Annotated in this window: 19 protein-coding genes; 1 reads left to right on the top strand and 18 read right to left on the bottom strand. The window is 49.4% G+C overall.

The window, feature by feature from the left end; genetic code table 11:
* Nucleotides 1–94 precede the first annotated feature (94 nt).
* The 10 genes from AC3WTP_RS11510 to AC3WTP_RS11465 form a co-directional block, all read right to left on the bottom strand.
* On the bottom strand, nucleotides 95–4615 hold the full coding sequence (locus AC3WTP_RS11510) for an S-layer homology domain-containing protein (RefSeq protein ID WP_492394752.1): 4521 nt from the start codon (nucleotides 4613–4615) through the stop codon (nucleotides 95–97).
* A gap of 832 nt (nucleotides 4616–5447) precedes the next feature.
* Complete coding sequence (locus tag AC3WTP_RS11505) at nucleotides 5448–6017, bottom strand: SF0329 family protein (protein WP_492394751.1); 570 nt, start codon at nucleotides 6015–6017, stop codon at nucleotides 5448–5450.
* Nucleotides 6018–6463: 446 nt separating this feature from the next.
* A complete protein-coding gene (locus tag AC3WTP_RS11500; RefSeq protein WP_492394922.1) occupies nucleotides 6464–7267 on the bottom strand; it encodes an imm11 family protein in 804 nt (267 codons plus the stop codon).
* A gap of 310 nt (nucleotides 7268–7577) precedes the next feature.
* Nucleotides 7578–9068, bottom strand: a complete 1491-nt coding sequence (locus tag AC3WTP_RS11495; RefSeq protein ID WP_492394750.1) for a peptide MFS transporter — start codon at nucleotides 9066–9068, stop codon at nucleotides 7578–7580.
* 360 nt (nucleotides 9069–9428) lie between these two features.
* On the bottom strand, nucleotides 9429–9602 hold the full coding sequence (locus AC3WTP_RS11490; RefSeq protein WP_492394749.1) for a DUF3934 family protein: 174 nt from the start codon (nucleotides 9600–9602) through the stop codon (nucleotides 9429–9431).
* Nucleotides 9603–9634: 32 nt separating this feature from the next.
* Entirely contained in the window at nucleotides 9635–11113 is a 1479-nt protein-coding gene (rlmD, locus tag AC3WTP_RS11485; protein ID WP_492394748.1) for a 23S rRNA (uracil(1939)-C(5))-methyltransferase RlmD, read from the bottom strand.
* The gene (locus tag AC3WTP_RS11480; RefSeq protein WP_492394747.1) at nucleotides 11013–11234 is read right to left on the bottom strand and encodes a hypothetical protein; all 222 of its coding nucleotides are present in this window, start codon (nucleotides 11232–11234) and stop codon (nucleotides 11013–11015) included. The genes rlmD and AC3WTP_RS11480 overlap by 101 nt, the downstream gene beginning before the upstream one ends.
* Before the next feature lie 347 nt (nucleotides 11235–11581).
* Entirely contained in the window at nucleotides 11582–12496 is a 915-nt protein-coding gene (locus AC3WTP_RS11475; RefSeq protein WP_492394746.1) for a diacylglycerol kinase, read from the bottom strand.
* Nucleotides 12497–12693: 197 nt separating this feature from the next.
* Nucleotides 12694–13515 carry a sirohydrochlorin chelatase gene (locus tag AC3WTP_RS11470; protein ID WP_492394745.1) on the bottom strand — a complete coding sequence of 274 codons (822 nt, stop codon included), beginning with the start codon at nucleotides 13513–13515 and terminating at the stop codon, nucleotides 12694–12696.
* A 4-nt stretch (nucleotides 13516–13519) separates the two neighbouring features.
* Nucleotides 13520–13810 (bottom strand): YerC/YecD family TrpR-related protein, encoded by a 291-nt coding sequence (locus AC3WTP_RS11465; RefSeq protein WP_492394744.1) that lies wholly within the window; start codon nucleotides 13808–13810, stop codon nucleotides 13520–13522.
* Nucleotides 13811–14056: 246 nt separating this feature from the next.
* On the opposite strand from AC3WTP_RS11465, the gene AC3WTP_RS11460 reads away from it, so the two are divergent.
* Nucleotides 14057–14734, top strand: a complete 678-nt coding sequence (locus AC3WTP_RS11460; protein WP_492394743.1) for a hypothetical protein — start codon at nucleotides 14057–14059, stop codon at nucleotides 14732–14734.
* 143 nt (nucleotides 14735–14877) lie between these two features.
* Here the strand turns inward: AC3WTP_RS11460 and AC3WTP_RS11455 are convergent, their stop codons facing one another.
* From AC3WTP_RS11455 to purN, 8 genes are all read right to left on the bottom strand, one after another.
* Nucleotides 14878–15882: an inorganic phosphate transporter gene (locus AC3WTP_RS11455; RefSeq protein WP_492394742.1), complete on the bottom strand. Its 1005-nt coding sequence runs from the start codon at nucleotides 15880–15882 to the stop codon at nucleotides 14878–14880.
* A 90-nt stretch (nucleotides 15883–15972) separates the two neighbouring features.
* The gene (locus AC3WTP_RS11450) at nucleotides 15973–16584 is read right to left on the bottom strand and encodes a DUF47 domain-containing protein (RefSeq protein ID WP_492394741.1); all 612 of its coding nucleotides are present in this window, start codon (nucleotides 16582–16584) and stop codon (nucleotides 15973–15975) included.
* A gap of 236 nt (nucleotides 16585–16820) precedes the next feature.
* Nucleotides 16821–17933: a DUF3048 domain-containing protein gene (locus AC3WTP_RS11445; RefSeq protein WP_492394740.1), complete on the bottom strand. Its 1113-nt coding sequence runs from the start codon at nucleotides 17931–17933 to the stop codon at nucleotides 16821–16823.
* Nucleotides 17934–18080: 147 nt separating this feature from the next.
* Nucleotides 18081–18923 carry an alpha/beta hydrolase family protein gene (locus tag AC3WTP_RS11440; protein ID WP_492394739.1) on the bottom strand — a complete coding sequence of 281 codons (843 nt, stop codon included), beginning with the start codon at nucleotides 18921–18923 and terminating at the stop codon, nucleotides 18081–18083.
* Nucleotides 18924–19096: 173 nt separating this feature from the next.
* Nucleotides 19097–19399 (bottom strand): hypothetical protein, encoded by a 303-nt coding sequence (locus AC3WTP_RS11435; protein WP_492394738.1) that lies wholly within the window; start codon nucleotides 19397–19399, stop codon nucleotides 19097–19099.
* 669 nt (nucleotides 19400–20068) lie between these two features.
* Nucleotides 20069–21349 carry a phosphoribosylamine--glycine ligase gene (gene purD / locus AC3WTP_RS11430; protein WP_492394737.1) on the bottom strand — a complete coding sequence of 427 codons (1281 nt, stop codon included), beginning with the start codon at nucleotides 21347–21349 and terminating at the stop codon, nucleotides 20069–20071.
* Between the two features lie 15 nt (nucleotides 21350–21364).
* Nucleotides 21365–22912, bottom strand: coding sequence for a bifunctional phosphoribosylaminoimidazolecarboxamide formyltransferase/IMP cyclohydrolase (gene purH, locus AC3WTP_RS11425; RefSeq protein WP_492394736.1), 1548 nt, complete (start codon nucleotides 22910–22912; stop codon nucleotides 21365–21367).
* A gap of 435 nt (nucleotides 22913–23347) precedes the next feature.
* A complete protein-coding gene (purN, locus tag AC3WTP_RS11420; RefSeq protein WP_492394921.1) occupies nucleotides 23348–23947 on the bottom strand; it encodes a phosphoribosylglycinamide formyltransferase in 600 nt (199 codons plus the stop codon).
* Nucleotides 23948–23986 lie beyond the last annotated feature (39 nt).

The raw sequence follows: 23986 nt of genomic DNA, 5'->3' as shown, positions 1-23986 counted from the left end.
CTGACTCTTTTCTACGTTCAAAGAACAAAACGAGGGCTGCTCCTAGGCGGTTTATTCCAACCGCCTTCAGAGTAACCCTCCATTTATTATGGTACTACTTGTTCATTTGCTCCAACATCTTCAATAGAACCGTTACAGCCTCTGCTCTTGTCGCATGATCTTGAGGCGCGAATCGGTTATCTCCTTTGCCATGTATGATGCCCGCTTGCTGCACGTAAGCCACGCTGCCTATCGCCCACGCTGGAATATCCTTATTGTCAGCGAAGCTTGTTACAGGATTGGCTTCAAGCGACTGACCCATAGCTTTGGCGATGATAACCGCCATCTCTGCGCGGGTAATTTCTGCATTCGGACGGAAGGAGCCGTCCTGATAGCCATTAATTATACCTGCTAATACCGCCTGTGCGACTGCTTTCTGTGCCCAAGCTCCAATCTTCATCGTATCTGTGAATTTCATCTCCGCTGCCTCTCCTTGGAGTTTCAACGCATTCATCAGCATGACTGCGAATTCTGCCCGAGTTACGGTGTTGTTAGGCTTGAACGTACCATTCAGGTAACCATTAACGATTCCGTCGGCAACCGCCTGTTTGATACTAGCTTCCGCCCAATGTCCGGATATATCGCTTAAGTCAATCGTATCTGTCGGTGGAGTTGTCGTTGACCCATCGTCCCCCACTACAAATACCGCATACTTCGCAACATGATTTACTTCTACAGAGATTTTATTGCCTTTTACCTTCCCACTGACCTCTACCCATATCTTCTTTGCTTCGTCGTAATAGAATACGACTGGCTTCTGAGTTCCCTTCATATCGTTCGGATCGAATGTAAAGGTTATTGTTATTGGTTTCTTGAAATTCTCCGGGAAGTTCTTCGCAATTTCAAATATGGAGCTCGCTAATACCTCATTATTGTTTAGAAGCTGTTGTGTATCCATCATCTTCTTGATCGTTATCTTCAAATCCTTGTCTGTTGCATCGGCAGGAATATCGATTGTTATTTCGTTATCCAAGCTAACCTGGCCCGCTCTACCTGCGATTATCGATAATACACCATTGTTTGAGATCACTTTGCTGTCAGATGGGGACGGCCACGTTGGACCCACAGGTACACTTGGCGTATTCACGACTTGCTTCACTGTAAACATTACATTCGCCATATGATCTGCAGATACGGTAACTGTTGCAGAATAGGTGCCCGTTGCCAAGCCACCTTTCGCTTTGATTGTGAAGTTTGTAGCTTCTCCTCCATTGAGAGTATCAACTGGCGCAGTCATTTCAAATTGTGCCGCATTGACGCCACTGAGCATCACAGATAGGTTCGTCAACTTGCCTGTGCCAGTATTCGTAATAGAGATGGTCTTGCTTTCTTGAGTTCCTGAAGCATACCCCTGAGTTAATGCTGTTAGTGTTGTATCAGCTATTGCTGCAATGTTGTAAGTTGGGGCAATGTTCACTGTCACTGCAGTTGCATCACTCGTTGCCGTTGCTGTCTTCGCTCCTGTTGCCGCACCGTTCGTATTCGTCACCACTACATAATAGTACGTCGTACCCACTGTTCCTGTTGGGGCGCTGTACGAAGCGCTCGTTGCTTCCGCTATCAACGTACTACCAATATCGCTATCCGTCGTGTTGCTGTACCATTGATAGCTCAATGTTCCAGCATCGCTCGTCGTTGCGACTACATTTACCGTAGGACTGGCGTCCCCTACTGTAACTGTCGCTCCTGCAGGCTGCGTTCCGATTACAGGTGTTGCTGCATCCACTAATGGGACAGGCGCTTTTACAACTATCGCTGCTCTAGTACTCGTTGCCGTTGCTGTCTTCGCTCCTGTTGCCGCACCGTTCGTATTCGTCACCACTACATAATAGTACGTCGTACCCACTGTTCCTGTTGGGGCGCTGTACGAAGCGCTCGTTGCTGACGCTATCAACGCACCTCCGATCTCGCTGTCCGTCTTGTTGCTATACCATTGATAGCTCAATGTTCCAGCATCGCTCGTCGTTGCGACTACACTTACCGTTGGGCTCGCATCGCCTAATGTGACTGTCGCTCCAGCAGGCTGCGTTCCGATTACTGGCGTTACTGCATCCACCAATGGAATAGGCGCATTGACGACTATCGCTGCTCTATGACTCGTTGCCGTTGCTGTCTTCGCTCCTGTTGCCGCACCGTTCGTGTTCGTCACCACTACATAATAATACGTCGTGCCCACTGTGTCTGTTGGTGCACTGTACGAGCTACTCGTTGCTCCGGTAATCAACGTACCACCGATCTCGCCGTCCGTCTTGTTGCTGTACCATTGATAGCTCAATGTTCCTGCATCGCTCGTCGTTGCGACTACATTTACCGTTGGGCTCGCATCGCCTAATGTGACTGTCGCTCCAGCAGGCGGCGTTCCGATTACTGGCGTTACTGCATCCACCAATGGAATAGGCGCATTGACGACTACCGCTGCTCTATGACTCGTTGCCGTTGCTGTCTTTGCTCCTGTTGCCGAACCGTTCGTGTTCGTTACCACTACATAATAGTGCGTCGTACCCGCTGTGTCTGTTGGTGCACTGTACGAGCTACTCGTTGCTGACGCTATCAACGTGCCACCGATCTCGCTATCCGTCGTGTTGCTGTACCATTGATAGCTCAATGTTCCAGCATCGCTCGTCGTTGCGACTACATTTACCGTAGGACTGGCGTCCCCTACTGTTACTGTCGCTCCTGCAGGCGGCGTTCCGATTACAGGCGTTGCTGCATCCACCAATGGAATAGGCACACTAACGACTACCACCGCTCTAGTACTCGTTGCCGTTGCTGTCTTCACTTTTGTAGCCGTATTGTTCGTGTTGGTCACCACTACATAATAGTATGTCGTGCCCGCCGCTCCCGTTGGTGCGCTGTACGAAGCACTTGTTGCTCCCTCTATCAACTTAGCACCGATCATACTATCCGTTGTGTTGCTATACCATTGATAGCTCAATGTACCAGAATCTCTTTTCATCGCTACTACATTTAACGTTGGGCTAGCATCATCTACTGTAACGGTTGCTCCCATAGGCTGCGTCTCGATCACAGGCGTTGCTGCATGGACAGGCGCATTAACGACTACCGCCGCTCGATAACTCGGAGTCGATGCATACTTCACGAGTGCACCATTCCCAATCCTATTGGTGACCACCACATAATAGTATGTCGTGCCCGCCGCTCCCGTTGGTGCGCTGTACGAAGCACTTGTTGCTCCCTTTATCAACGTAGCACCAATCTCACTATCCGTCGTGTTGCTATACCATTGATAGCTCAATGATCCAGTATCGGTCCTCTCTGCACGTATTTCTAATGTTGGACTTGCATCCCCTTCAGAGACTGTCGTTCCTATTAGTTGCTGTGTAATCGCAGGCTTTCCTGCATCTCCGTTCTTCGTATACTGTGCGTATAGTGTTATATTATCTCTTTCCATAATGTATTCACCGTTAAATGAATGGTAGGAAATATAAGCTAATCCGTTTCCATCAGCAGATGTATTCCAGTATGTTGTGGTCGTATATCCATCCTTACTCAAATTATTATGATTCCCTGCTATCCAAAGCAGATCACCTTCTGCATACCATTCAGTTCTGTACGGTACGTATCCTCGAGTGTTACCATTGCCATCGTATGTGAAGGAGTAGAGTGGCGGAACAACTTTACTAAATACATAAGCATCAGCTCCCAATACAATGGTGTCATGGCTAGAGGCTATACCAGAAACGCCTCCATTATAATTTAAATCATATGATGTCCAGTTCATAAGGTTAGAGGATGCTGAGATCCTACCATGTGAAACCGCAAAGTATACGTTGTTGTAGTACATGATGCTTGTAAAAAATTGGTTTAGTATTATGGTATCGCTAGACCAACTCACTCCATCATTAGAGGTCACTACCAAGACTCCCTGTCCCACGGTAACAAAGTTACCATCAGCGTAAATGACGTCATTAAGTCTGTTCGTAGTACCCGAAGATTGAATATCCCATCTAATTCCATCCTCAGAGGTCAACATCGTCCCATTTTCCCCGACTGCCATGAATTTTCCGTTACCGTAAGTTACGCTATTTAGATTTGATGTTACGCCAGAACTCTGATCTATCCAGCTAGTACTATTAGTTGAGGTCATGATCATTCCACCATCTCCTACTGCCACGTAGACTCCATTACCATAAGTTACGCTTCTAAGATCACCATCAACTTTAAAGTTTCCAACATTTCTTACACTCCAGTCCTCTCCGTCAAGAGATGTAATGATCAATTTATAACTGCCTACTGCTACAAAAATACCATTGCCGTAGGTAATACCATTTAATTGATATAGACCCAAAGATGGATGGGCTTTCTTAAATTTGAAGGTTAAACCATTATCCTTTGATATTCCAACCACTTGGCCCACCATCACAAATTTGCCATCAGCATATATTACGTCTTTAATAGTTGTAAGTTTATAACCATCATCAACTAAACTGGAGTTCCAATTCCAACCATATTTTAGACGAGGATCATCAGGGGCCCCTGCAGCTGATGCATACCCCGGGATCGTTCCAACTAATAAACATACTAATAGTAATAAACTAAAATAACGTTTTATCATCACAACATTCAACTCCTGTAATAATGTTTGGTTGATGAAGTCCTCTGACTAGCGGAACGTAGTACCCTTCTACGGGTTTATTGGGGATGATACACATCCTTAACCTCCTTATTCTCTTCTCACTAACATCTGCACCTCGTGGACCAGTTAGCTTCTACTCAACGTAAGTGAAACTATAATTACAATTATAAATTTTATCTTTCGCTTGAATCTTAATGAAATCTTAATGGATAAATAATTAAATTTGAAACACACAACATTTCCATTGAAGTCTAGTTTTTTCAGACGAGCTAGAGTTTTCCATTATTCATATTTTGCTTTTCGTATCGTTAAAATTTTTACGTCTGGTTGCTGAGATGATATGTATTGCCCGATATTGATAACTGAGACATTCACTTAGCTTAAAACACCCCCGAGTGTCCTATGGCAGCCAACTTCCGCTCCCTTGTGAAGACAAAAAATGCCCTCTCAATGAAGAGAGGGCATTCCCACATTAACTTCTCATTCGATTTTTCCGTTCCAATCTAATAGCGAACGGCACTCCACATGTGTGGAGTGTTCAGTGAGAACAACCCTGACACGATGTGCCCCCATCAAATGAAAAGCCGACGACCTGAATCGAATAGGGTCTTCGGCTTAATAATTACAACTTATTCGCTATTTAAGAGTGAGTTCTTAATCATCACTACCCTGTCCATTGACGGGTGACACCTTGCCCATCTATGACCATTCACGGATATCAAATTACAAGAAATCCACTTTGAGAAGAGTCAAGACACTTCCTGACGGTTTATCTGGTCTTGAATGTTCTTTCAATGAAAGTTATTTGTTTTTATAATGTACTAAGCCGTAGTTCATAAAAATACTGCACAATTGGATGCTTTAACTTCATCTTCTCGGTCATGTTTAAAATTCGCTTTTTTCCAACTCGTCTGTCCACTAAAGCTAGAATATTCAATAAGATATCATTGCTCTCTATGCTTTCCTCTATAGAAATAGATAGAAACTTATTAGCTACAACGATAAAATTCGATTTACTTAATGATGCCTGTGCTGACAAAAGCTCCTTTGCATATCCTGATATTTTTCTACTTCTTGCAATTACTTTTAGACGATCCTCCGGAACTATCCCCTTGGTATCTTTTCTGACCGCTTCAATTTCTTCATTGTTGATAGGAATTTGGATATCTGAATCATTCTTAATTTCCTGCTCCGTCTGATACCATCTGATTGAGCTAGTTATATCACTCATATTGAGTACGTTCTTTTTATCTACGGCAATATAACAAATCCCTGATTTATCAGGTAAATAACGATAACTGGTTGCGCGGTATTCGACCCTTCCATATAACGCTGGACAGAGAAAACTCTCCAGATGTTGCTTCAATTTGCTCCAGGACATGTATCCTCCTATGTTCTCAAAGCCTACTACCCGTATTTGCGGCTGTCAGGCTTTTCTTTTTGAAACAATACCTCGTTTAATGATGAACTTATGACAGTCGGGTATATGAAAACAAATATTTTTTTCAGATTAATTTGATGAGTAGCAGTACCTAAATAAATATTTCCAATTTTATTAGGGTTTGTCCCGTCCTCCAATCATCCCTTCCCCGTTTTTCTCACGGCTTTATTCAATTTTTAGCACGACTTTATTTGTAATATCATGGGATTATTAGTTTGTCACAAAATTCCTAACCAACACCGCAACCAACTCCACATGCACCGTATACGGGAACATAGTACCATAGGATATAATCTGTTACAATCTGCAAAAGGCTTGATCTCAGAGGCTTTTCAGCAACATACCTCTGCTCATTTACGCTTTAACTCCATTGAATCCGAATCGAATTATATCTCTGATTTGTCAACTTCATGCCATTGCAGTCCTAACAGAATCGGCGGAATGAATGGAGAGTTTGACCATTCATACTGACAATCCAATCCGAGTCTAGCAAATTGCAAAACCCCATTTTTATCGTTCTGCATCTTCCAATGCCCGCTTGCAACTGCTTTACCGTCATTAATCATTTGTATGGCTTCAGACCAATTCACTTCATGTCCTTTAGTACGATCCAATTCCGCAAGAAATGACTCGTAACGATCTTGTGCTGCCTTCTCCATATCCTCAGTGATTTCTGAATCCCATACTTCAATGAAGTCAAAGCCTTTTAGCTTAGCTTGTAATACGGTTTCTCGAAACTGATCAGACACATATACTCTGGATGATGGTAACTCAGGTATTTTGAAAATATGTTGATTTGCCACTTTCTTTTCTATAAAAGCAATCTTCTTAAAACCTACTATACGCCCAACACTAAAATCTGGAATTGAGCGTGCGTGGTCAACCGCATCGATAACATTTGTCACATTTGCGATTGTGTATTTTTGCTCATGATTAATAATGTTTGCATTCAGAAATTGTACTTTTCCTGACATTAATTCAGTTAATACATCAAAACTTTTGTCACTTAAAACTGGAACACCCGAATATAATATTGGTAAATCCTTGTTTTTCCCTTTTCTTATTACTTTAAACTGTAATTCTTTATTAATCTCTAAGGTTCCTCCATTAAAATCATAGAATACGTTCACTTCATTTGATTCCACTTGTTCAAGCCACATACTTTTGTCACCGGATAAAAGCATCCACATTCTCAATTGATTACACCTTCTCATTAAATAGGATTGACTAAGTCTATTTCACCATTTAGCAAGAGCATTCAAACATCTTGAAGTACTTGGGGAATCTTTGTCTTGGCAAAGTAGATCCGCTCCTTGTAATGATGTGTTCATTCTACTAGCCCTTAATTTCCTCTCCATCTAAGTGTAGCCGATTCAATATTTCGGGGACAAGAATTGTTGACCTCGTTCCCCGTAACTATTCGGCATAAAGAACCACAAAGACCGCCAGAAAGGATCAGTTTCTGACGGTCGCGGGTTGTGATTACATGGAGATATTCTTCTATTTTACACCCTTCATATACCCTTGAATCTTCGGAGACAGCAGGAAGAGCAGTAGACTCAGAACCAAAGCTGCCCCGCCGATAACACCAAAGTACAGCATCTCGGTCTCCGGGGTATAGAACTTTACGATCTGGGCGTTTATGGCTTGAGCCGCCGCATTTGATAAGAACCATAAGCTCATTGTCTGGGCCTTAAAGGCATCAGGAGCGAGCTTGGTAGTAGCCGAGAGGCCTACCGGCGACAAGCATAACTCTCCAAGTACGACGATGAAGTAGCTAAGCACGAGCCACAACGGATTAACAAGTGAAGTTGGTCCGCCTAGATAAGCAGGCAGCAGTATAACCAAGAACGACAATCCAGCAAACAGTAAGCCGAGCGAGAACTTCTGTGGTATGGTCGGCTGGCGATTGCCGAGCTTTACCCACAACCACGCGAATACAGGCGCGAAAATGATAATAAATAGCGGATTCAGCGACTGGAACCAAGCAGGCGAAATAGTGATGCCCATGAACTCCAATTGGGTACGCTTATCAGCGTAATTGGCTAGGATCGTAGAACCTTGCTCCTGAATCGCCCAGAACATGATCGATGCGATAAACAATGGAATGTACGCAATAATCCGGGAACGCTCTTCAGTCGTTGTCTTCGGACTGCGGTACATAACCACGAAGTATAGCGTAGGAATCAAGAGACCTAACACGCCGACCAATTTGATAAAGCTATCAAAGGTAAGGATACCTAATGGAATGGCAATCGCGATCAAGGCACCGAGCACAACGATGCTCCCACCTATAATCGTAAATACTTTTTTCTTCTCTTCAGGTGATAGCGGGTTGACTACGTTCTTACCGACAAGTCCGAGATTTTTCGGTCTGGTTGCCACATACACAATCAATCCCAGCAGCATCCCGATAGCCGCAAGTCCGAAGCCCAGGTGGAAATTATTCATACCGACAGTTCCTACAATCAATGGAGAGAGGAAGCCCCCGAGGTTAATTCCCATATAGAAAATACTAAAACCAGCATCTCGTCGGTTATCCTGTTCGCTGTACATTTCCCCGACCATACTCGATACATTAGGCTTCAACAAGCCGGTCCCTAACACGATCAAGACCATGGATACAAAGAACAGTGTCGCATTCCCCGGTATGGCCAACACGATATGACCAAGCATAATAAGGATACCACCATAAAAGACAGCCCTCGACGTACCCAATATCCGATCGGCCAACCATCCTCCGATGATACCCGACATATAAACTAGAGAGCCGTAGATAGACATAATGGCAAGTGCAATGTTCTCATCGAACCCAAGTCCACCCTCTGTCACTTCGTAATACATAAAGAATACGAGGATAGCTCTCATTCCATAATAAGAGAACCGCTCCCAGAACTCGGTGAAGAAAAGAGTGAATAAGCCTTTAGGATGCCCAAAAAAACCCTTCTGCGGGACACTTTCTACAATCTTCCTTCTGTCATAACTCGACATAACTACTCCCCTTTGACGTCTCATTGCATTAATGCAATGAAGCTAAATGTTCTTTTTATTATATATCATGCCCTACGCTTTCGGCAGTAATCGACAATGTACAACATTTTTCCAATTCTGCACTGCTTGACCACTTTTATCGACATCATCTATTAAAGGCGCATCAATTAACAGAGCCGTAGCTGACAAGTTTGAATCGATTCTCACAGATATAACTTCCGGAATACAAAAATGACGCGCAGGAGTAACATTTCCTGGCGTCATCTTTATTATATTGCTTATGGCATTTATTAAATTCCGTATCGCTGCCTCAAAGACATGGGCCACACGATTATGAAGCCGACACTTTTTCAACTTGCCCTACTGGTCGCTTTTTTCATTTCTCGAGCTTGCAGCCCCATCCTTATTTTTTGTACCTTTGCTTTTATAAGGTTTGGGCGCGCTTTTCTTTCTATTGGCACTAGCTTGCCATCGATTCCAGCCCTTTTTGTCTGTTCCTCTGCCTGTTCCGCCTTTACCCTTAGCTTTACTCAAATGATCACTCCATTATGTTTTTTCTATCTGTATCAGTTCAACGTAAGCAATGCAACCGACTCCACATGAACCGTATGCGGGAACATATCCACCGGCTGCACCTTGTCCACGGTGTAGCCGCCGTCCGCGAGCACGCGGAGATCGCGTGCAAGCGTCGATGGGTTGCACGACACGTACACGATGCGCTCCGGGCGCATCTCCAGCATCGTGTCGAGCAACGCTTGGTCGCAGCCCTTGCGGGGCGGATCGACCACGATCACATCGGCGGTTACTCCCGCCGCCTTCCACTGCGGGATCACGACCTCCGACGCGCCGACGGCGAACTCCGCGTTCGTGATCCCGTTCAGCTCCGCGTTGCGGCGCGCGTCCGCGATCGCTTCCTCGACGATCTCCACGCCAAGGACGCGCTGAGCGCGCTGCGCCAAAAATAACGAGATCGTGCCGATACCGCAATACGCATCGATCACCGTCTCGCTTCCCGTCAATCCCGCGTACTCCAGCGCCTTCGCATACAGCACTTCCGTCTGCACCGGATTGACCTGATAGAACGACCGTGCCGATATCGCAAACTTCACGTCCCCAATATAATCCGTGATCGTCTCCGCGCCCCACAGCACGCGCGTCACATCGCCAAATATCACATTCGTCCGCTTCGTGTTCACATTTTGACAGATGCTCTTCACCCCAGGCAGACGCTCCACGATCTCCGCCACGATCTCATCCGCGGCATCCAATCGCTCGCCGTTCGTCACCAGGACCACCATCATCTCCTGCGTGCGGAAGCCCACGCGCACCACCACATGGCGAAGCGTGCCCGAGTGCGTCTCCTCTACATACGGCATAATGCCATGCTTGCGGGCAATCTCCTTCACCGCCTGCACCGCATCATCATTTATCTCATGCTGAATGAGACAAGCATCCATATCAATGATCCGATGGCTGCCGCGCGCATAGAAGCCGCCGATCAGCCCGCCCTCACGCTCATCCACGCCAATCGGAACCTGCGCCTTATTGCGGTAACGCCACGGCTCGCTCATCCCAAGCGTCGGCAGCACCACTGCCCCTTCACCGGCATCCTGCCCGTCTCCTGTAGCTATCGTGAACTTCCCGATCCGCTCCATCACATCCACCACATGCTGCCGCTTCCACACCAGCTGCTCCTCATACGTCAAATGCTGCAGCTGACAGCCCCCGCACTGCTGATACACAGGACAGTCCGGCTCCATCCGATGCGGACTGCTCTCCACGCGCTCCAGCACCTTCGCATACCCGTACTGCTTCTTCACCTTCAACACAAGCGCGCGCACTCGCTCCCCCGGCAGCGCCCCATGCACAAATAACGTATAACCCTCCACACGCCCCACGCCCTCGCCCTCATGCGTGAGACCGATAATATCGAGCGTCACTTCCTCATTCTTCTGCACCGGCGCCGTTGACACCGACTCCGACCGCGCAGCCTGTGCCCCGCGCCCTCTTCGATTGCGACCACCATGTCTGTCCTGCTTCTTCATCCCGTTCCTCCATCTCTAAGCTCAGCCACTTCTTCAATATATCAATCGCGAGTCCTCGCGCAGACCGACGATCCCACATGTCCTCTTCACAACCATCGCCCAGCCATCCGACCAACAGCAAACATAACTCGTCCACTATCCATCATTTTACCCAAGCCAAGGCCATACCTAAAACACCAAGAAGCGGTCCGCCTCCCCCTCGCCCGACAACCGCCGAACCCTAGAGCGAAACCGACCGCAACGCCTTTCATCTCCCTCTATCATACCTTAACTTCCCGTCGACGTATACATGCCCTGCACCACACTCACCTGAACCAACCCCCTGATCCATTGGGATACCACACACATAACTGCAGCATACAGCATCGACCATTCATTCGAGCAGAGAGCAGCAAAAAGACGCAGGATAACCCTGCGCCCATCCATACCCATTATAGTTGTTGTGATGAACAGCTGCCGCAGCCTCGCCTATCGATACGTGGATACACCCGTAATGTCAGCAAATATTTGCAGATGGCTAGGCAGCAGATCGAACACAGCAGGCAGCGTGCCGCCGTATTCCCCATCCAGATTCAGCTGCACATGATCTGGCGAAGTGACCTCAATGCGATTGGATCGCACATGAACCACATACGGATCCATCACATGCTCACCGCGCAGCGCCATCGTGCAGATGCGAATGAATTCCGCGATATTGCATTTCTTCAATAAGATGACGTCGAATAAGCCATCATCGATGGAAGCACCCGGCGCCAACTTCTCGAAGCCGCCAACCGAGTTCGTATTCGTGATCAGGAACAGCATGAATTCCTCGTGAAACTCGCCGTGACCGTCGATCTTCAGATGCAGCTCCGTCGGTCGAAGCCGGAATATCATCTTCTCTAGGCCCTTCATATAATACGCAAGCGGCCCAATCATCGTCTTCAGTCGGCTCGGCACTTCGTAGGTCAGCTCTGTCAACGATCCGCCACCAGCGATATTAATAAAATATTTATCATTCGCCCGCCCCACATCCACAGGACGTGTCTCCTGCTGAATGATGATATTGCACGCATCTTCCCAATCACGCGGAATGCCGAGCGCGCGCGCAAAGTCATTCGTCGTCCCGAGCGGAATGATGCCGAGCGGAGGTCGATTCTCCTTAACCGCCATGCCTTGGATGACTTCGTTCAAGGTGCCGTCTCCCCCAGCAGCGATTATCATATCGTAGCCGCGGTCGATGGCATCCATCGCGCACTGGGTCGCATCGCCTTCGCCCTCCGTCGCATGGGTCGTCGTTTCAATGCCAGCAACGTCCAGACGCTGCAGTATATCCGCCAACCGCCGCTTTCCTTCCTCGCGCCCAGAAGTCGGATTATAGATAAGCCTAGCTCTTTTTACCATGCACGATTCACCCATTTATCATCTATTCACAAGCTGATCTCCATGTACGCTCGATACGTTCAGCCTTCATTAGGAGATTGCCATGATCATTAGCATCTCGCAATCCATTCTAAAAGATGAATGCGATATGCTCAAATAAACCCATGTTCATTTGTCGCCATGTCACTACTAACACCATATCATATATTTGAATTAATTTATATGAAAGTACCCGATTTCTTCAACAGCAATCGCCCTTCCTGCTCCAACCAAGCGGTCAACGCGGGATGGGGCAGCAGCGGCTCGCCGTTATAACGTATCTTAACATCGTCAAGATCGCCGTCCAGCACCCCGAGCCGCTCTGGGATCACCTTCGTTGTGAAATACCCCCTGCTCAGGAACAGCGGCACGACCGCCACTGCGGTGCCGGCTGTGTCCATGCCGCTGCCTCCGGCAGGGGCAGCGGCCATCTCCCGCACGCGCGCGCGTACATCATCGCAGCACAGCAGCGCGTGCCCCGCGGCCGCACATAGGCCGCGCTCCACGAGCCGCTCCGCGAGGCGCGTCAACCCGGCGCGCCATCGCGTCTGGAACGGCTCGTGCGGGCTGCCGTGCGCGACCAGCAGCGCGCGCACGCTTCCCTCGCCAACCGCCAGCTTCGCCAGGCGGTCCGCGATCATCGCGAGCACCGCTTCGTGCTCGTCAAGCGGCCGTCCGTACAGCACGGCCGCTCGCACGCGGAAGCGCGTGAGCTCCGTAGCGGCAAGCGGCTCCTCCGTCACGCCAAGCGCCCAAGCGATCTCGTCCACATGTGTACTTCCGGACGAGACAAACAGCGGAATCACCGCGAGCTGCTCCACGCCCTGCGCTTCCAGCTCGTCGATGCGTTCCTGGATGCTTCGCCCAGGAACGCATTCCAAAAAAGAAGAAGCGACCGGCAGGCCTTCCGGCCACTGTGCCTTAGCAATCGCTTCATCTACTAGTGTTACCCAAGTTAGGTCTCTTGAACCGTGACTAATCACCAACAGACCTGTCTTCATCTTGTTAGAGGCCCATACGTTCCAATGTCAGCTTGTAGCCGTCATTGCCGTAATTCAAGCAGCGTTTAACGCGGGATATCGTCGCTGTACTTGCTCCTGTTTCTGCTTCTATCTGGTTGTATGTACAACCTTTACCCAACATACGCGCTACTTCCAGGCGTTGGGACAACGATTGAATCTCATTCACTGTGCATAGATCGTCGAAGAATATATAGCACTCCTCGATCGACTTTAGCGTCAGAACCGCTTCAAACAATTGATCGACCGACTTATCATTCAGCTTCTTCAATTGCAATATGATCCACTCCTACATCATTCTCATAACCTAATTGTACTTCGTTTGAGTCACGTTTTCAACCTGTACAGTTGTCACGCGTTAGCAGACTAATGTATCCTCAGGGGATACATTCGCCATAGTCAAACGCCCAATTGGGCGTGTGCCTACGGGCGATCGTCCATACGAGTTGTTCACCTACGTCATACAGTATAGGAAAAGGGGAAATTTGCCAACCCCTAATTTTGGAAAAGTTAGGGTGATCTTATGAACATACCGCACAATCCGAATGGCGCTTACCGTGATCTCACGAAGATACCCGGCTTCGATATAGCCTTGGCACGGCAGGAAGCCGCACGTATAGCGCAATCCTCAGCGGCTTCGCGGTCACAACAGCACACGCATAGGCGACCGCATCAAGCACATCGATCGTCGTCCAGCACTCTTTATGGCGACATATCAGCCGCCAATCTGACTGCGATCCCATCTATGCCTCAAACTGGAGTCAGCGCTCTGTCACCATATACTCCGCCGGCGCCCATCGGTGATTCATCAGCCCTTGTGCCTTTTAATCCGTCGCAGGAAGCGGCAGCACCTGCTGAAGCGAAGCCGAAAAAAAGCAAATTTAGTCTCGGTGAAATCAAGGGTGCGTTCGAACGCTTCGGCGGTGTAGAGGGCATCATAGCATCGATGGGCCAAGCGCAAAAGGTGATGGCCAGCGTGACACAGATTGCGCCGATGGCGAAGCTGTTAGTAGGCAGCATCTTTACGAAGAAGGGCAAATCTGATGACGAAGATGACGAGAGCAAGCCGCGCAGACCGCGACGCAGACGCAAGCGCCGCCGAAGCAGCCACGCCATAGCCGGCGGCGGCAGACGCAAGCCACCGCGTTCAGCAAGTCCATGGTCTCGCCCCACGCGTCGACCGCTTGCTAACCGCCGCTGATCCAACACGAAGAGCCCGACGGGAACGCTATTAGCTCCTTCGGGCTCTTCGCTTAGAGAATTTCCATTTCTCAAACATAACAAAAGGAGTATCCTCAAGACGCTGACGCACCCGAAAACACTCCTTGCTTATATCAAGTGTAATTACATTTGTACAAAGAAATCGATAATTTTGAATATGAACATGGCCAGAACGACACAGATCGGAATCGTAATGAACCATGAAACCACGATGCGTCCAGCTACACCCCATTTTACCGCAGAGAAACGCTTCGCTGAACCTACACCCAAGATAGCGGATGTGATCGCATGCGTCGTACTGATCGGCAATTGTATTAATGTAGCACTCATGATGACCGTTGCAGAAGACAAGTCAGCCGCGAAGCCGTTGATCGGCTCGATCTTGAATATCTTCGTCCCCATCGTCTTAATAATCTTCCAACCACCGATGGACGTACCGAGAGCCATTGCTGTAGCAGCAGAAATCTTAACCCACAGCTGAACTTCATCATCCGTTTGGAAGCCTGATGTAATCAGAGCGAACGTAATAATACCCATTGCTTTTTGAGCATCGTTCGTACCGTGTGTAAAAGATTGCAGAGCCGCAGTAAGCACCTGCATCGAACGAAAGCCTTTATTAACGGTGTGCGGACTTTTCTTGCCGAATATCCACTTCAATAGGGTCATGACGATGTAACCCATTGTGAACGCAAGTATCGGCGATAGAATAAGCGCCAGCACGATACTCTTGAAACCGCCTAAGTTAATAGCTTCCACACCAGCACCCGCAATTACACCGCCAGTCAACGATCCGATCAGAGCGTGTGAGGATGAAGATGGAATTCCGAACCACCATGTAACTAAGTTCCATATAATGGCAGATATCAGTGTAGCGGTTACGACCTCAAGTCCGTTATCCAGCGTCGTCGGATCCGCAATGCCTGCCCCGATCATCTTAGCTACGCCGGTAAACATCAATGCACCTATAAAGTTCATCGTAGCAGCGAGCAATATCGCTTGACGAGGGCGCAAAGCTCTAGTCGATACCGATGTAGCAATCGCGTTGGCCGTATCATGGAAACCATTGATGAAGTCGAACCCGAGAGCCAAGAGGATGACCATCCCCATTACAATTATTGATGTATCCATAAAAGTACGATTGCACAGCACACATTAGACACATGTGTAGCGCAATCCCTAAACCTCCTTCAACCCTTGAGCTTGCCTTGGTAACAAGGCTTAGGAATTACGCATTACGATCGTTTCCAGAATATCTGCAACATCTTCGCAGCTGTCTGTTGTTTGTTCCAAGCGTTCGTACACTTCTTTTTTCTTAATCAATTCAATAGGGTCTGAGATTGTAGCAAACAGTTGCTTGATTCCTTTGCGAAGCAGCTCATCGCCATGGTTCTCCAATTCATTCAGCTTAAAGCTGTGCTCACGAATAGGGAGAAGCTTCTTCTGTGAAAGCAAGCGCATCGCCTTTTGAATCTCAAAAGTACTGCTCTTCAGAATATCAGCAAAATGAATGACCACTTCATCACGCTCTTGCAAACCATACATATCAAATCGGGAAGCAGTTGCTTCCATTCCATCTAATACATCGTCAAGCGCAGAAGCAAGTGACATGATATCTTCACGCTCAATTGGTGTGATAAACGTCTTATTAAGCTCTTTGTAGATGGTGTGCGTGAATTTATCGCATTTGCTTTCCAGCTCTTTCATCGTCTTCGCAAATGCCGCAACATTCGACAGATCCTCTACACCTTTGGCGAATGTTTCCGACGCTGTAACGAGCGTATCCGCCATATTTTGCAACGTTTCAAAAAATACATCCCTCTTCTTGAACATGTATAATCTCCTTTGCAACGCTTTACGTGTGCTGTTTCTTATAAGCCTTTCATAGTTTATCACATTTCAGATGTAGTTTGTAAAGAATTCGTAAATGGTTTTTGATGGTATCTCGACATTTTTCACGATATTTTTCACGCGTCATTTTACTTTTTTCACATAAATGACATACCTTTTCCCGTATGCCAGATATTACTTATTGTTGTAAGCGTTTTCCCTAGTTCTAACTTGCTATTTTACCATTTTACGTGAGAGTCTAGTCCGCCAGATGTCGGTACGACCATGATGTGAGTCACACCAACGCCGAGCTCTATAATCTGATCTGCCACCACGAATTGTATCGGCCCCTTGTCTTGGCGCACCCATTTTCCCCTAACGGCTTCTCCCTTATAGAACCATACCGCTTCGCCCTGGAGAGTCAGATCAACCTCTAAACGCCCCACATTATCCAGTACCTTATGCTCCGCTTCAATGACAAGAATGTTGTCCGCGCGCAAGGCTTGCTCCGTTACCTTGTCAATATGAGGCTTCTCATCCATGTATCGAATATAGTTTCCACGATCTGCATCGTATTGATACGCAACGGGATAAGAATTCTTCAAAAAGGTGATGTCGATGTTCGTTGCCGTTTCTTTCGTAAGCGGAGGGTTAACAGATGGCTCTGAAGTCTGTTGGATGGCCAATGCCGGAACATCTATCGTCTCCGCATACCCCTTCTTCTTCATGCCCTGTTTCAGCTTATCCAGATTCGTATATAGATTATGAGGAGCCTTCCGACTATGATCACGCCAGAAGAACGCGCCTGCGTTCGAGATTTCGTCCAAATGCTCTTTGTGCTGACGCTGCAAGATAAAGTAGCCGTCATTGCTGGCCCCTGCATGCACCAACATCGCCCCATAGCTTTCGCCGAGCTCGATCAGATAAGGTCGGATGCTGCGCACAGGTCCTATTTCGCCTGAGTAATCCTGTTGGCTATGATATATAGCTACTATTCTAGTAATGCCGCCTTCAGCAAGCACTTCGATTAACACATCCGCGGCAGGCAGACCGGATTGCGGACGCGCCTTCTTATCATTATTCACCATAACGGCGATCGGACGTTGATTGATCTTCTCTTCCTCGCCTTCTTTCCAAGCTAGACCCGTCAATGGCGCTCGTACGGTTGGTTTTGGTTCAACAGGCTCAGGTTCTTGCTGCGGCTCAGGCTGAGGAATGGTTGTTTCTAACGGGGTATCGGCAGGCTCCGCAACGTCAATAGGTTCTTGAGTGGTACCGCATGCACTTAATAGAATGAGACAGATCATAACTAGCAGAATCCATTTGGAATATAAGAAATGGGTTCGTTTCATCTAGCAATTACCCCCTTGTACATCGGTTTTCTATTATTATCCAATAGAATAGTTATACTGTCCAATTCTACTAAAAAAGAGCATGACTCGCAGCGTATTACCGCTCACCGTCCATGCTCTTTCTAGGCTTATGTTCAGATACTAGCTCTATATGGTCCAGTGCGCCCACTGCTGCTGACGCTGTTCCCATTGATGCAGCCAATCGATCGTTGCCGCATATACTTGCTCGCGATGTTCTCCAGATGAATACGTATGATCAGCCTGGAAAATAATCTCCTTGTCACACTGCCCGTCATTGCGCATCCAGAACACCTTCTGGTATAAAAATGAATAATCCGCAGGTATCACGTCATCCGACGTTCCGTGTACGAGAAGCACATCACCCTGAAACTTGGCTGCTTCCTGAAACGGCTGATGGCGCCCCAACGTCTCAAAATAGTTGGGCGTAAACGAATACCCCAGGTAATCCGTGATGCCTTGTTTCACGGATTCATCGAAACGCTTGCGGCCGATAATGCTCACGATGTCGTTGAATGGGTACGCCACCGACGACCAGAGCACGAGCCGCTTCACGCGGGAATCCCGCACCGCGGTAAGCAGCGCCACCGCGCCGCCCAGGCTGTGCCCGATCAGCGTTACACGCTGCGGATCGATATCGCCGCACTGCAAGCCATACTCGAGTACGGTCTGCGTCTGCTCGATCATCGCATCGATGCCTAGATCGCCGTACTCGCCCGTGCTCTCGCCGCAGCCGGCATAGTCGAAGCGCAGCACGACGTGCCCCTCAGCCGCAAGGCGGCGCGCGGCGTTGACGAACAGTCGGTCAACGCCGATGCGGCTGCCAACGAAGCCGTGGCATATGATGGTCATTGGCATTCGTTGGCAGCCCTTCTCCTCCGATTGCGCTTCATACGGAGCGCGCTGCTCCGGATAATGCACGGAAGCGGCTATGCGCTCCCGCTTCCATCTCAATTCCACCACTCGTTCCATCGTGCTTCCCCCTGTCTTGGCAGCCCAAAGCCTTGTTAATATCATATAATTCCGATTAACTTACTTGTATATAAGTTATAAGCATATTATCACTACTCCCTAATAATGTCAACGGGTAAGTGTACGGCATAGAAAAGCCGTGATGCTCAGCAGCACCACGGCTTAACTTAATCCTATTCGTAATCATAATCTTGATCTTGTGCTTGATCTGTCGGCACTCTATACGAATCTAAAATCATCTGATTCGTCGCCTTCGCGCCTTTGAGCCTCGGGCAAGCATCACCGATACAATAGGCTTCTGTCGCTGCGGCGAAGTCATTCATCATGGCTTCACCGTCTCCCTCATATCGCTCATGAATGCGATTCGTCATCACATTGCCTTCATACTCCGTTACTTCATCCATTCCTCTAAGATGCTCTTGACTCAAGTAATGGCCCGTCGTCTTCTTGCCTTCATGCTTATCTTCGTATAGCACAGTATGCTCCCTCCTCCGATACATACATAGCCCGCAGCATTACAGCCTGTCCGCCGTCTTATACTCTATGCTCAGAGCCGGCATGTGCCACGTATGTTCTGTTTAGTATCCTTCGGAGGGCGGCTTCCTTATGCAGGATCATTTCACATTGCTCGGAACTCCCACCTCTATATACCGTGCTCAACCTCTTACTCTGCTCCAGCATCTGTCTTGCTCTGCCCGTCCCGTTCTTCACGTTCTTCCCGCTCGCCGCTTCGCCTCCCTTCTTCTGCTCCGTAACGGGGTTTTTCCCTGTTATCTCTTCCGCGCTCGCTTCTTTCTGCTCTGTAACGAGGTTTTTCCCGGTTACCTATCTCGTACAGGTCACGTCACCCGCTCCTTCGCTCACGTAAGACGGTTTTAACCTGTTATCTCTTCCACGCGCCCCTCTTTCTGCTCTGTAACAGGCTAATTCCCTGTTATCTCTCTCGCACAGGTCACGTCACCCGCTCTTTCGCTCACGTAAGACGGTTTTAACCCGTTATCTCTTCTACGCGCCCCTCTTTCTGCTCTGTAACGGGGTATTTCCCCGTTATCTCTCTCGCTCAGGTCACATCACCCAACAAATACAAAAAAGGCAGCCCCACGGTGCCTTCCCACCGTTGAGCCGCCCACATGATTACTAACCTCTTAAAACCTCGACGCAGCCAAAGCCTTGTCTGCAATATCCTTGCGCGCATACATGCCCGCGAAGTGAATGCGCGACACCGCCGCATACGCCGCCTGCTGCGCGGCGCGCACATCCTTGCCGCGGCCGACAACGCCCAGCACCCGGCCGCCGCTCGTCACTACGCTGCCGTCTGGCGCGAGCGCCGTGCCCGCGTGAAACACCAGCGCTTCGCGCCCCGCTTCCGCAAGTCCGGTGATGACATCACCCTTGCGGTAGCTGCCCGGGTACCCCGCTGAGGCGACGATGACGCATACCGCCGCCTCGTCATCCCACTCCAGCTCGATCTCATCGAGCTTGCCGTCCACTACCGCTTCGAAGACGTCCACCATATCCGTCTTCAAGCGCGGCAGAACAACTTGCGTTTCTGGATCGCCGAAACGCGCGTTGAATTCCACTACCTTCACTTCGCCAACTGGCGTAATCATCAAGCCCGCGAACAGCAGACCCTTGAACGGTCTGCCCTCTGCAGCCATCGCCGCGGCCGTCGGCTCGATAATATCGCGCACTGCCGATTCAATGATCGCGTCCGAGATATGCGGCAGCGGACTATAAGTCCCCATACCGCCCGTATTCGGACCTTTATCGCCGTCATAGATCGGCTTATGATCCTGCGCGGCCACACAAGCGCGCACTGTCTTGCCATCTACGAAGGCGAGAATGGACATTTCCTGTCCCTGCATGAACTCTTCCACCACGATCTGATTGCCGGAGGCGCCGAACTTCCGATCCACCATCATTTCACGAAGCGCCAATTCAGCTTCCTCACGAGTGAAGGCGATCGTAACGCCTTTACCCGCCGCCAATCCGTCGGCCTTAATGACCGTCGGCAATGCAACATCGCGCACATAAGCGAGCGCCGCCTCCACATCCGTAAACGTCTCATACGCAGCGGTCGGAATCTCATACTTGCGAAGCAAATGCTTCATGAACACCTTGCTGCCCTCGATCTCAGCCGCTGCCTTGCTAGGGCCGAACACGCGCAGACCGCGCGCTTCCAGCACATCCGTGATGCCCGCCGCGAGCGGATCATCAGGACCTACGACCACAAGATCCATCTTCTCTTGCACCGCATAGTCGGCTATCGCATCAAAGTCCATGACCGACAGCGGCACGCACTCTGCGATCTCTGCAATGCCTGCGTTGCCGGGAGCACAGACGATACGGCTCACGCGCGAGCTCTGCTTCAGCTTCCAGACCAATGTATGCTCACGGCCTCCGCCGCCAATGACCAATACGTTCATCGCGCACCCCCGCCTTTAGTGTTTAAAATGACGCACGCCCGTCATCACCATCGCGATGCCGTTGTCGTTCGCTGCCTTCACGGACTCCTCATCACGAATCGAGCCGCCCGGTTGAATAACTGCGGTAATGCCCGCTTGCGCCGCAAGCTCAAGCGTATCGCCCATCGGGAAGAACGCGTCAGACGCCAATACCGCGCCCTTCGCTTTCTCACCTGCTTGCTCAATCGCGATGCGCGCTGCGCCGACACGGTTCATTTGACCCGCGCCGATGCCTACCGTCATGCCGTCCTTCACTAGCACGATCGCATTCGACTTCACATGCTTCACAATGTTCCATCCGAAGCGCAGCTGCTCCAGCTCTTCAGCGGACGGCTCGCGATCCGTAGCAACCTTTAGCTCCTCAGCAGACACGTTGTACACGTCCGTATCTTGTACCAACAAGCCTCCGTTTACGCTTGTCAGCTGCAGCGCCGCATGTCGGTTAGCCGGTGACGGCTGTACGCCCGTGCGCACCAAGCGGATATTTTTCTTCTGCATCAGCACGTTCAGCGCTTCCTGCGTAAATTCTGGCGCGATGACAATTTCCAAGAAGATCTCATTTAGCAGCTTAGCCGTATCTTCATCAATCGCACGGTTCGCCGCCACGATGCCGCCAAAGATCGAAGTCGGATCCGACTCGTACGCTTTACGGTAAGCCTCATATACGCTCTCGCCGATGCCTACTCCACACGGATTCATATGCTTAACAGCTACAACGGCAGGGCCTTCAAACTCACTTACGATCGCGAGTGCCGCATTTGCATCATTAATGTTGTTGTAAGACAGCTCCTTGCCATGCAATTGCTCCGCCGCAGTCAAGCTGCCGACAGCAGCCAAAGGCTCACGATAGAACGCCGCCTTCTGATGCGGATTCTCTCCATATCTCAGAGATTGCACCTTCTCATACGTAACCGTCAGCGTCTCAGGGAACTCTTCACCAAGCTGCGCAGTCAAATAACCGGAGATCAAGGAATCATATGCCGCTGTGTGACGAAATACTTTAACCGCAAGGCGCTTGCGCGTATCGAGCGTCGTGTCGCCATCAGCCTGAACTTCTTCCAGCACGCGTTCATAATCCGCCGCATCGACAACCACCGTTACAAACGCATGATTTTTCGCAGCAGAACGCAGCATCGTAGGCCCGCCGATATCGATATTTTCAATCGCATCTTCATAGCTTACATCCGGCTTCGCAATCGTCTCTTTGAACGGATACAGATTCACCACGACCAAGTCGATGTAGTCCAGGCCAAGCTCCTTCATCTGCGCTTGATGCTCCGCATTGTCGCGAACCGCCAGCAGACCGCTGTGCACCGCAGGGTGCAGCGTCTTCACACGTCCATCCATAATCTCTGGAAAGCCTGTTACATCCGAGATCCCGATCACCGGCACCTGCTCCTTCTCGAGCAATGATTTCGTACCGCCTGTCGAAATAATCTCCACACCACTAGCCGCCAACGCGCGCGCGAAGTCTACGATACCTGTCTTATCCGATACACTGATCAGCGCTCTCTTGATTGCCATTTCTCTCGCTCCCTCAACTGTTCCTTAATATAAAATAGCCCTGTACATTACACTGCGCTTTATGAAAATGTAACATAATAATATGACTTCAACACTACACAACCCAACTTCCCTCATCGATAACCGAAGCGGACACACGAGACGTTATTTGCACCTAATATGGCCAATTCGACCTGCTCGCGGACCGTAGAGACGTTATTTATGCAAAATCACCAGGTAATCCATCAATTCCAAGCAAATAACGGCTTCTGTGTCCGCCAAACTCCAATAACCCCCATAAAGTTCACAAATAGCGGCTCCTGAGTCCGTAACAACAACCTACCAAGCTAGCTAGACTACCCATAGCGCACCATGAAGTATGCAATCACACACTCTCTCTTACCCAATTCATGAAGGATTGCTGCATTCCATGCACCCATGCGCTCCGTATACTTTCTAGTTACCCTTAGCTATTAGCTGCAACTCACCCGCAATCACAGCTCTCAGCACCGCCGGATATAACTCATGCTCTACCCTATGAATGCGTTCAGCCAGCGTCTCAAGCGTATCGCCGTCCGCGATCTCGACTGACCGCTGCGCTAGAATCGGGCCTGTATCCATACCCTCGTCCACCAGATGCACCGTCACACCCGTCACGCGCACCCCGTAATCTAGCGCCTGTTTCACCGCATCTAATCCGGGAAATGAAGGCAATAGCGACGGGTGAATGTTCAAAATGCGCCCGCCGTACGCTTCCAACAGCACAGGCGTAATCAGGCGCATATAGCCCGCGAGCGCGATCCACTCGATGCCTTCCGCCTCCAGCAGGCGGACGACATCGAGTTCATATTCGCGGCGGCTTGGGTATGACTTCGGCGTGAATACCGCCGACTTCACCCCAGCCGCCTGTGCGCGCTCCAGCACATAAGCGCCGGGCTTGTCGCAGACAAGCAGCGCGATCTCGGCGCCGAACCCGCTGGGGTCGGCACGCACCGCATCGACCAGCGCCTGAAAGTTCGAGCCCGAGCCAGAGGCGAACACCGCGACACGAGCCAAGCGACGAGCAGCGCGGACTTCGCGGTCATCGCGATCTTT

It is taken from the genome of Paenibacillus sp. EB106-04-04-XG159 (assembly GCF_058791835.1).
This window is presented reverse-complemented; position numbering and strand designations above follow the sequence as displayed.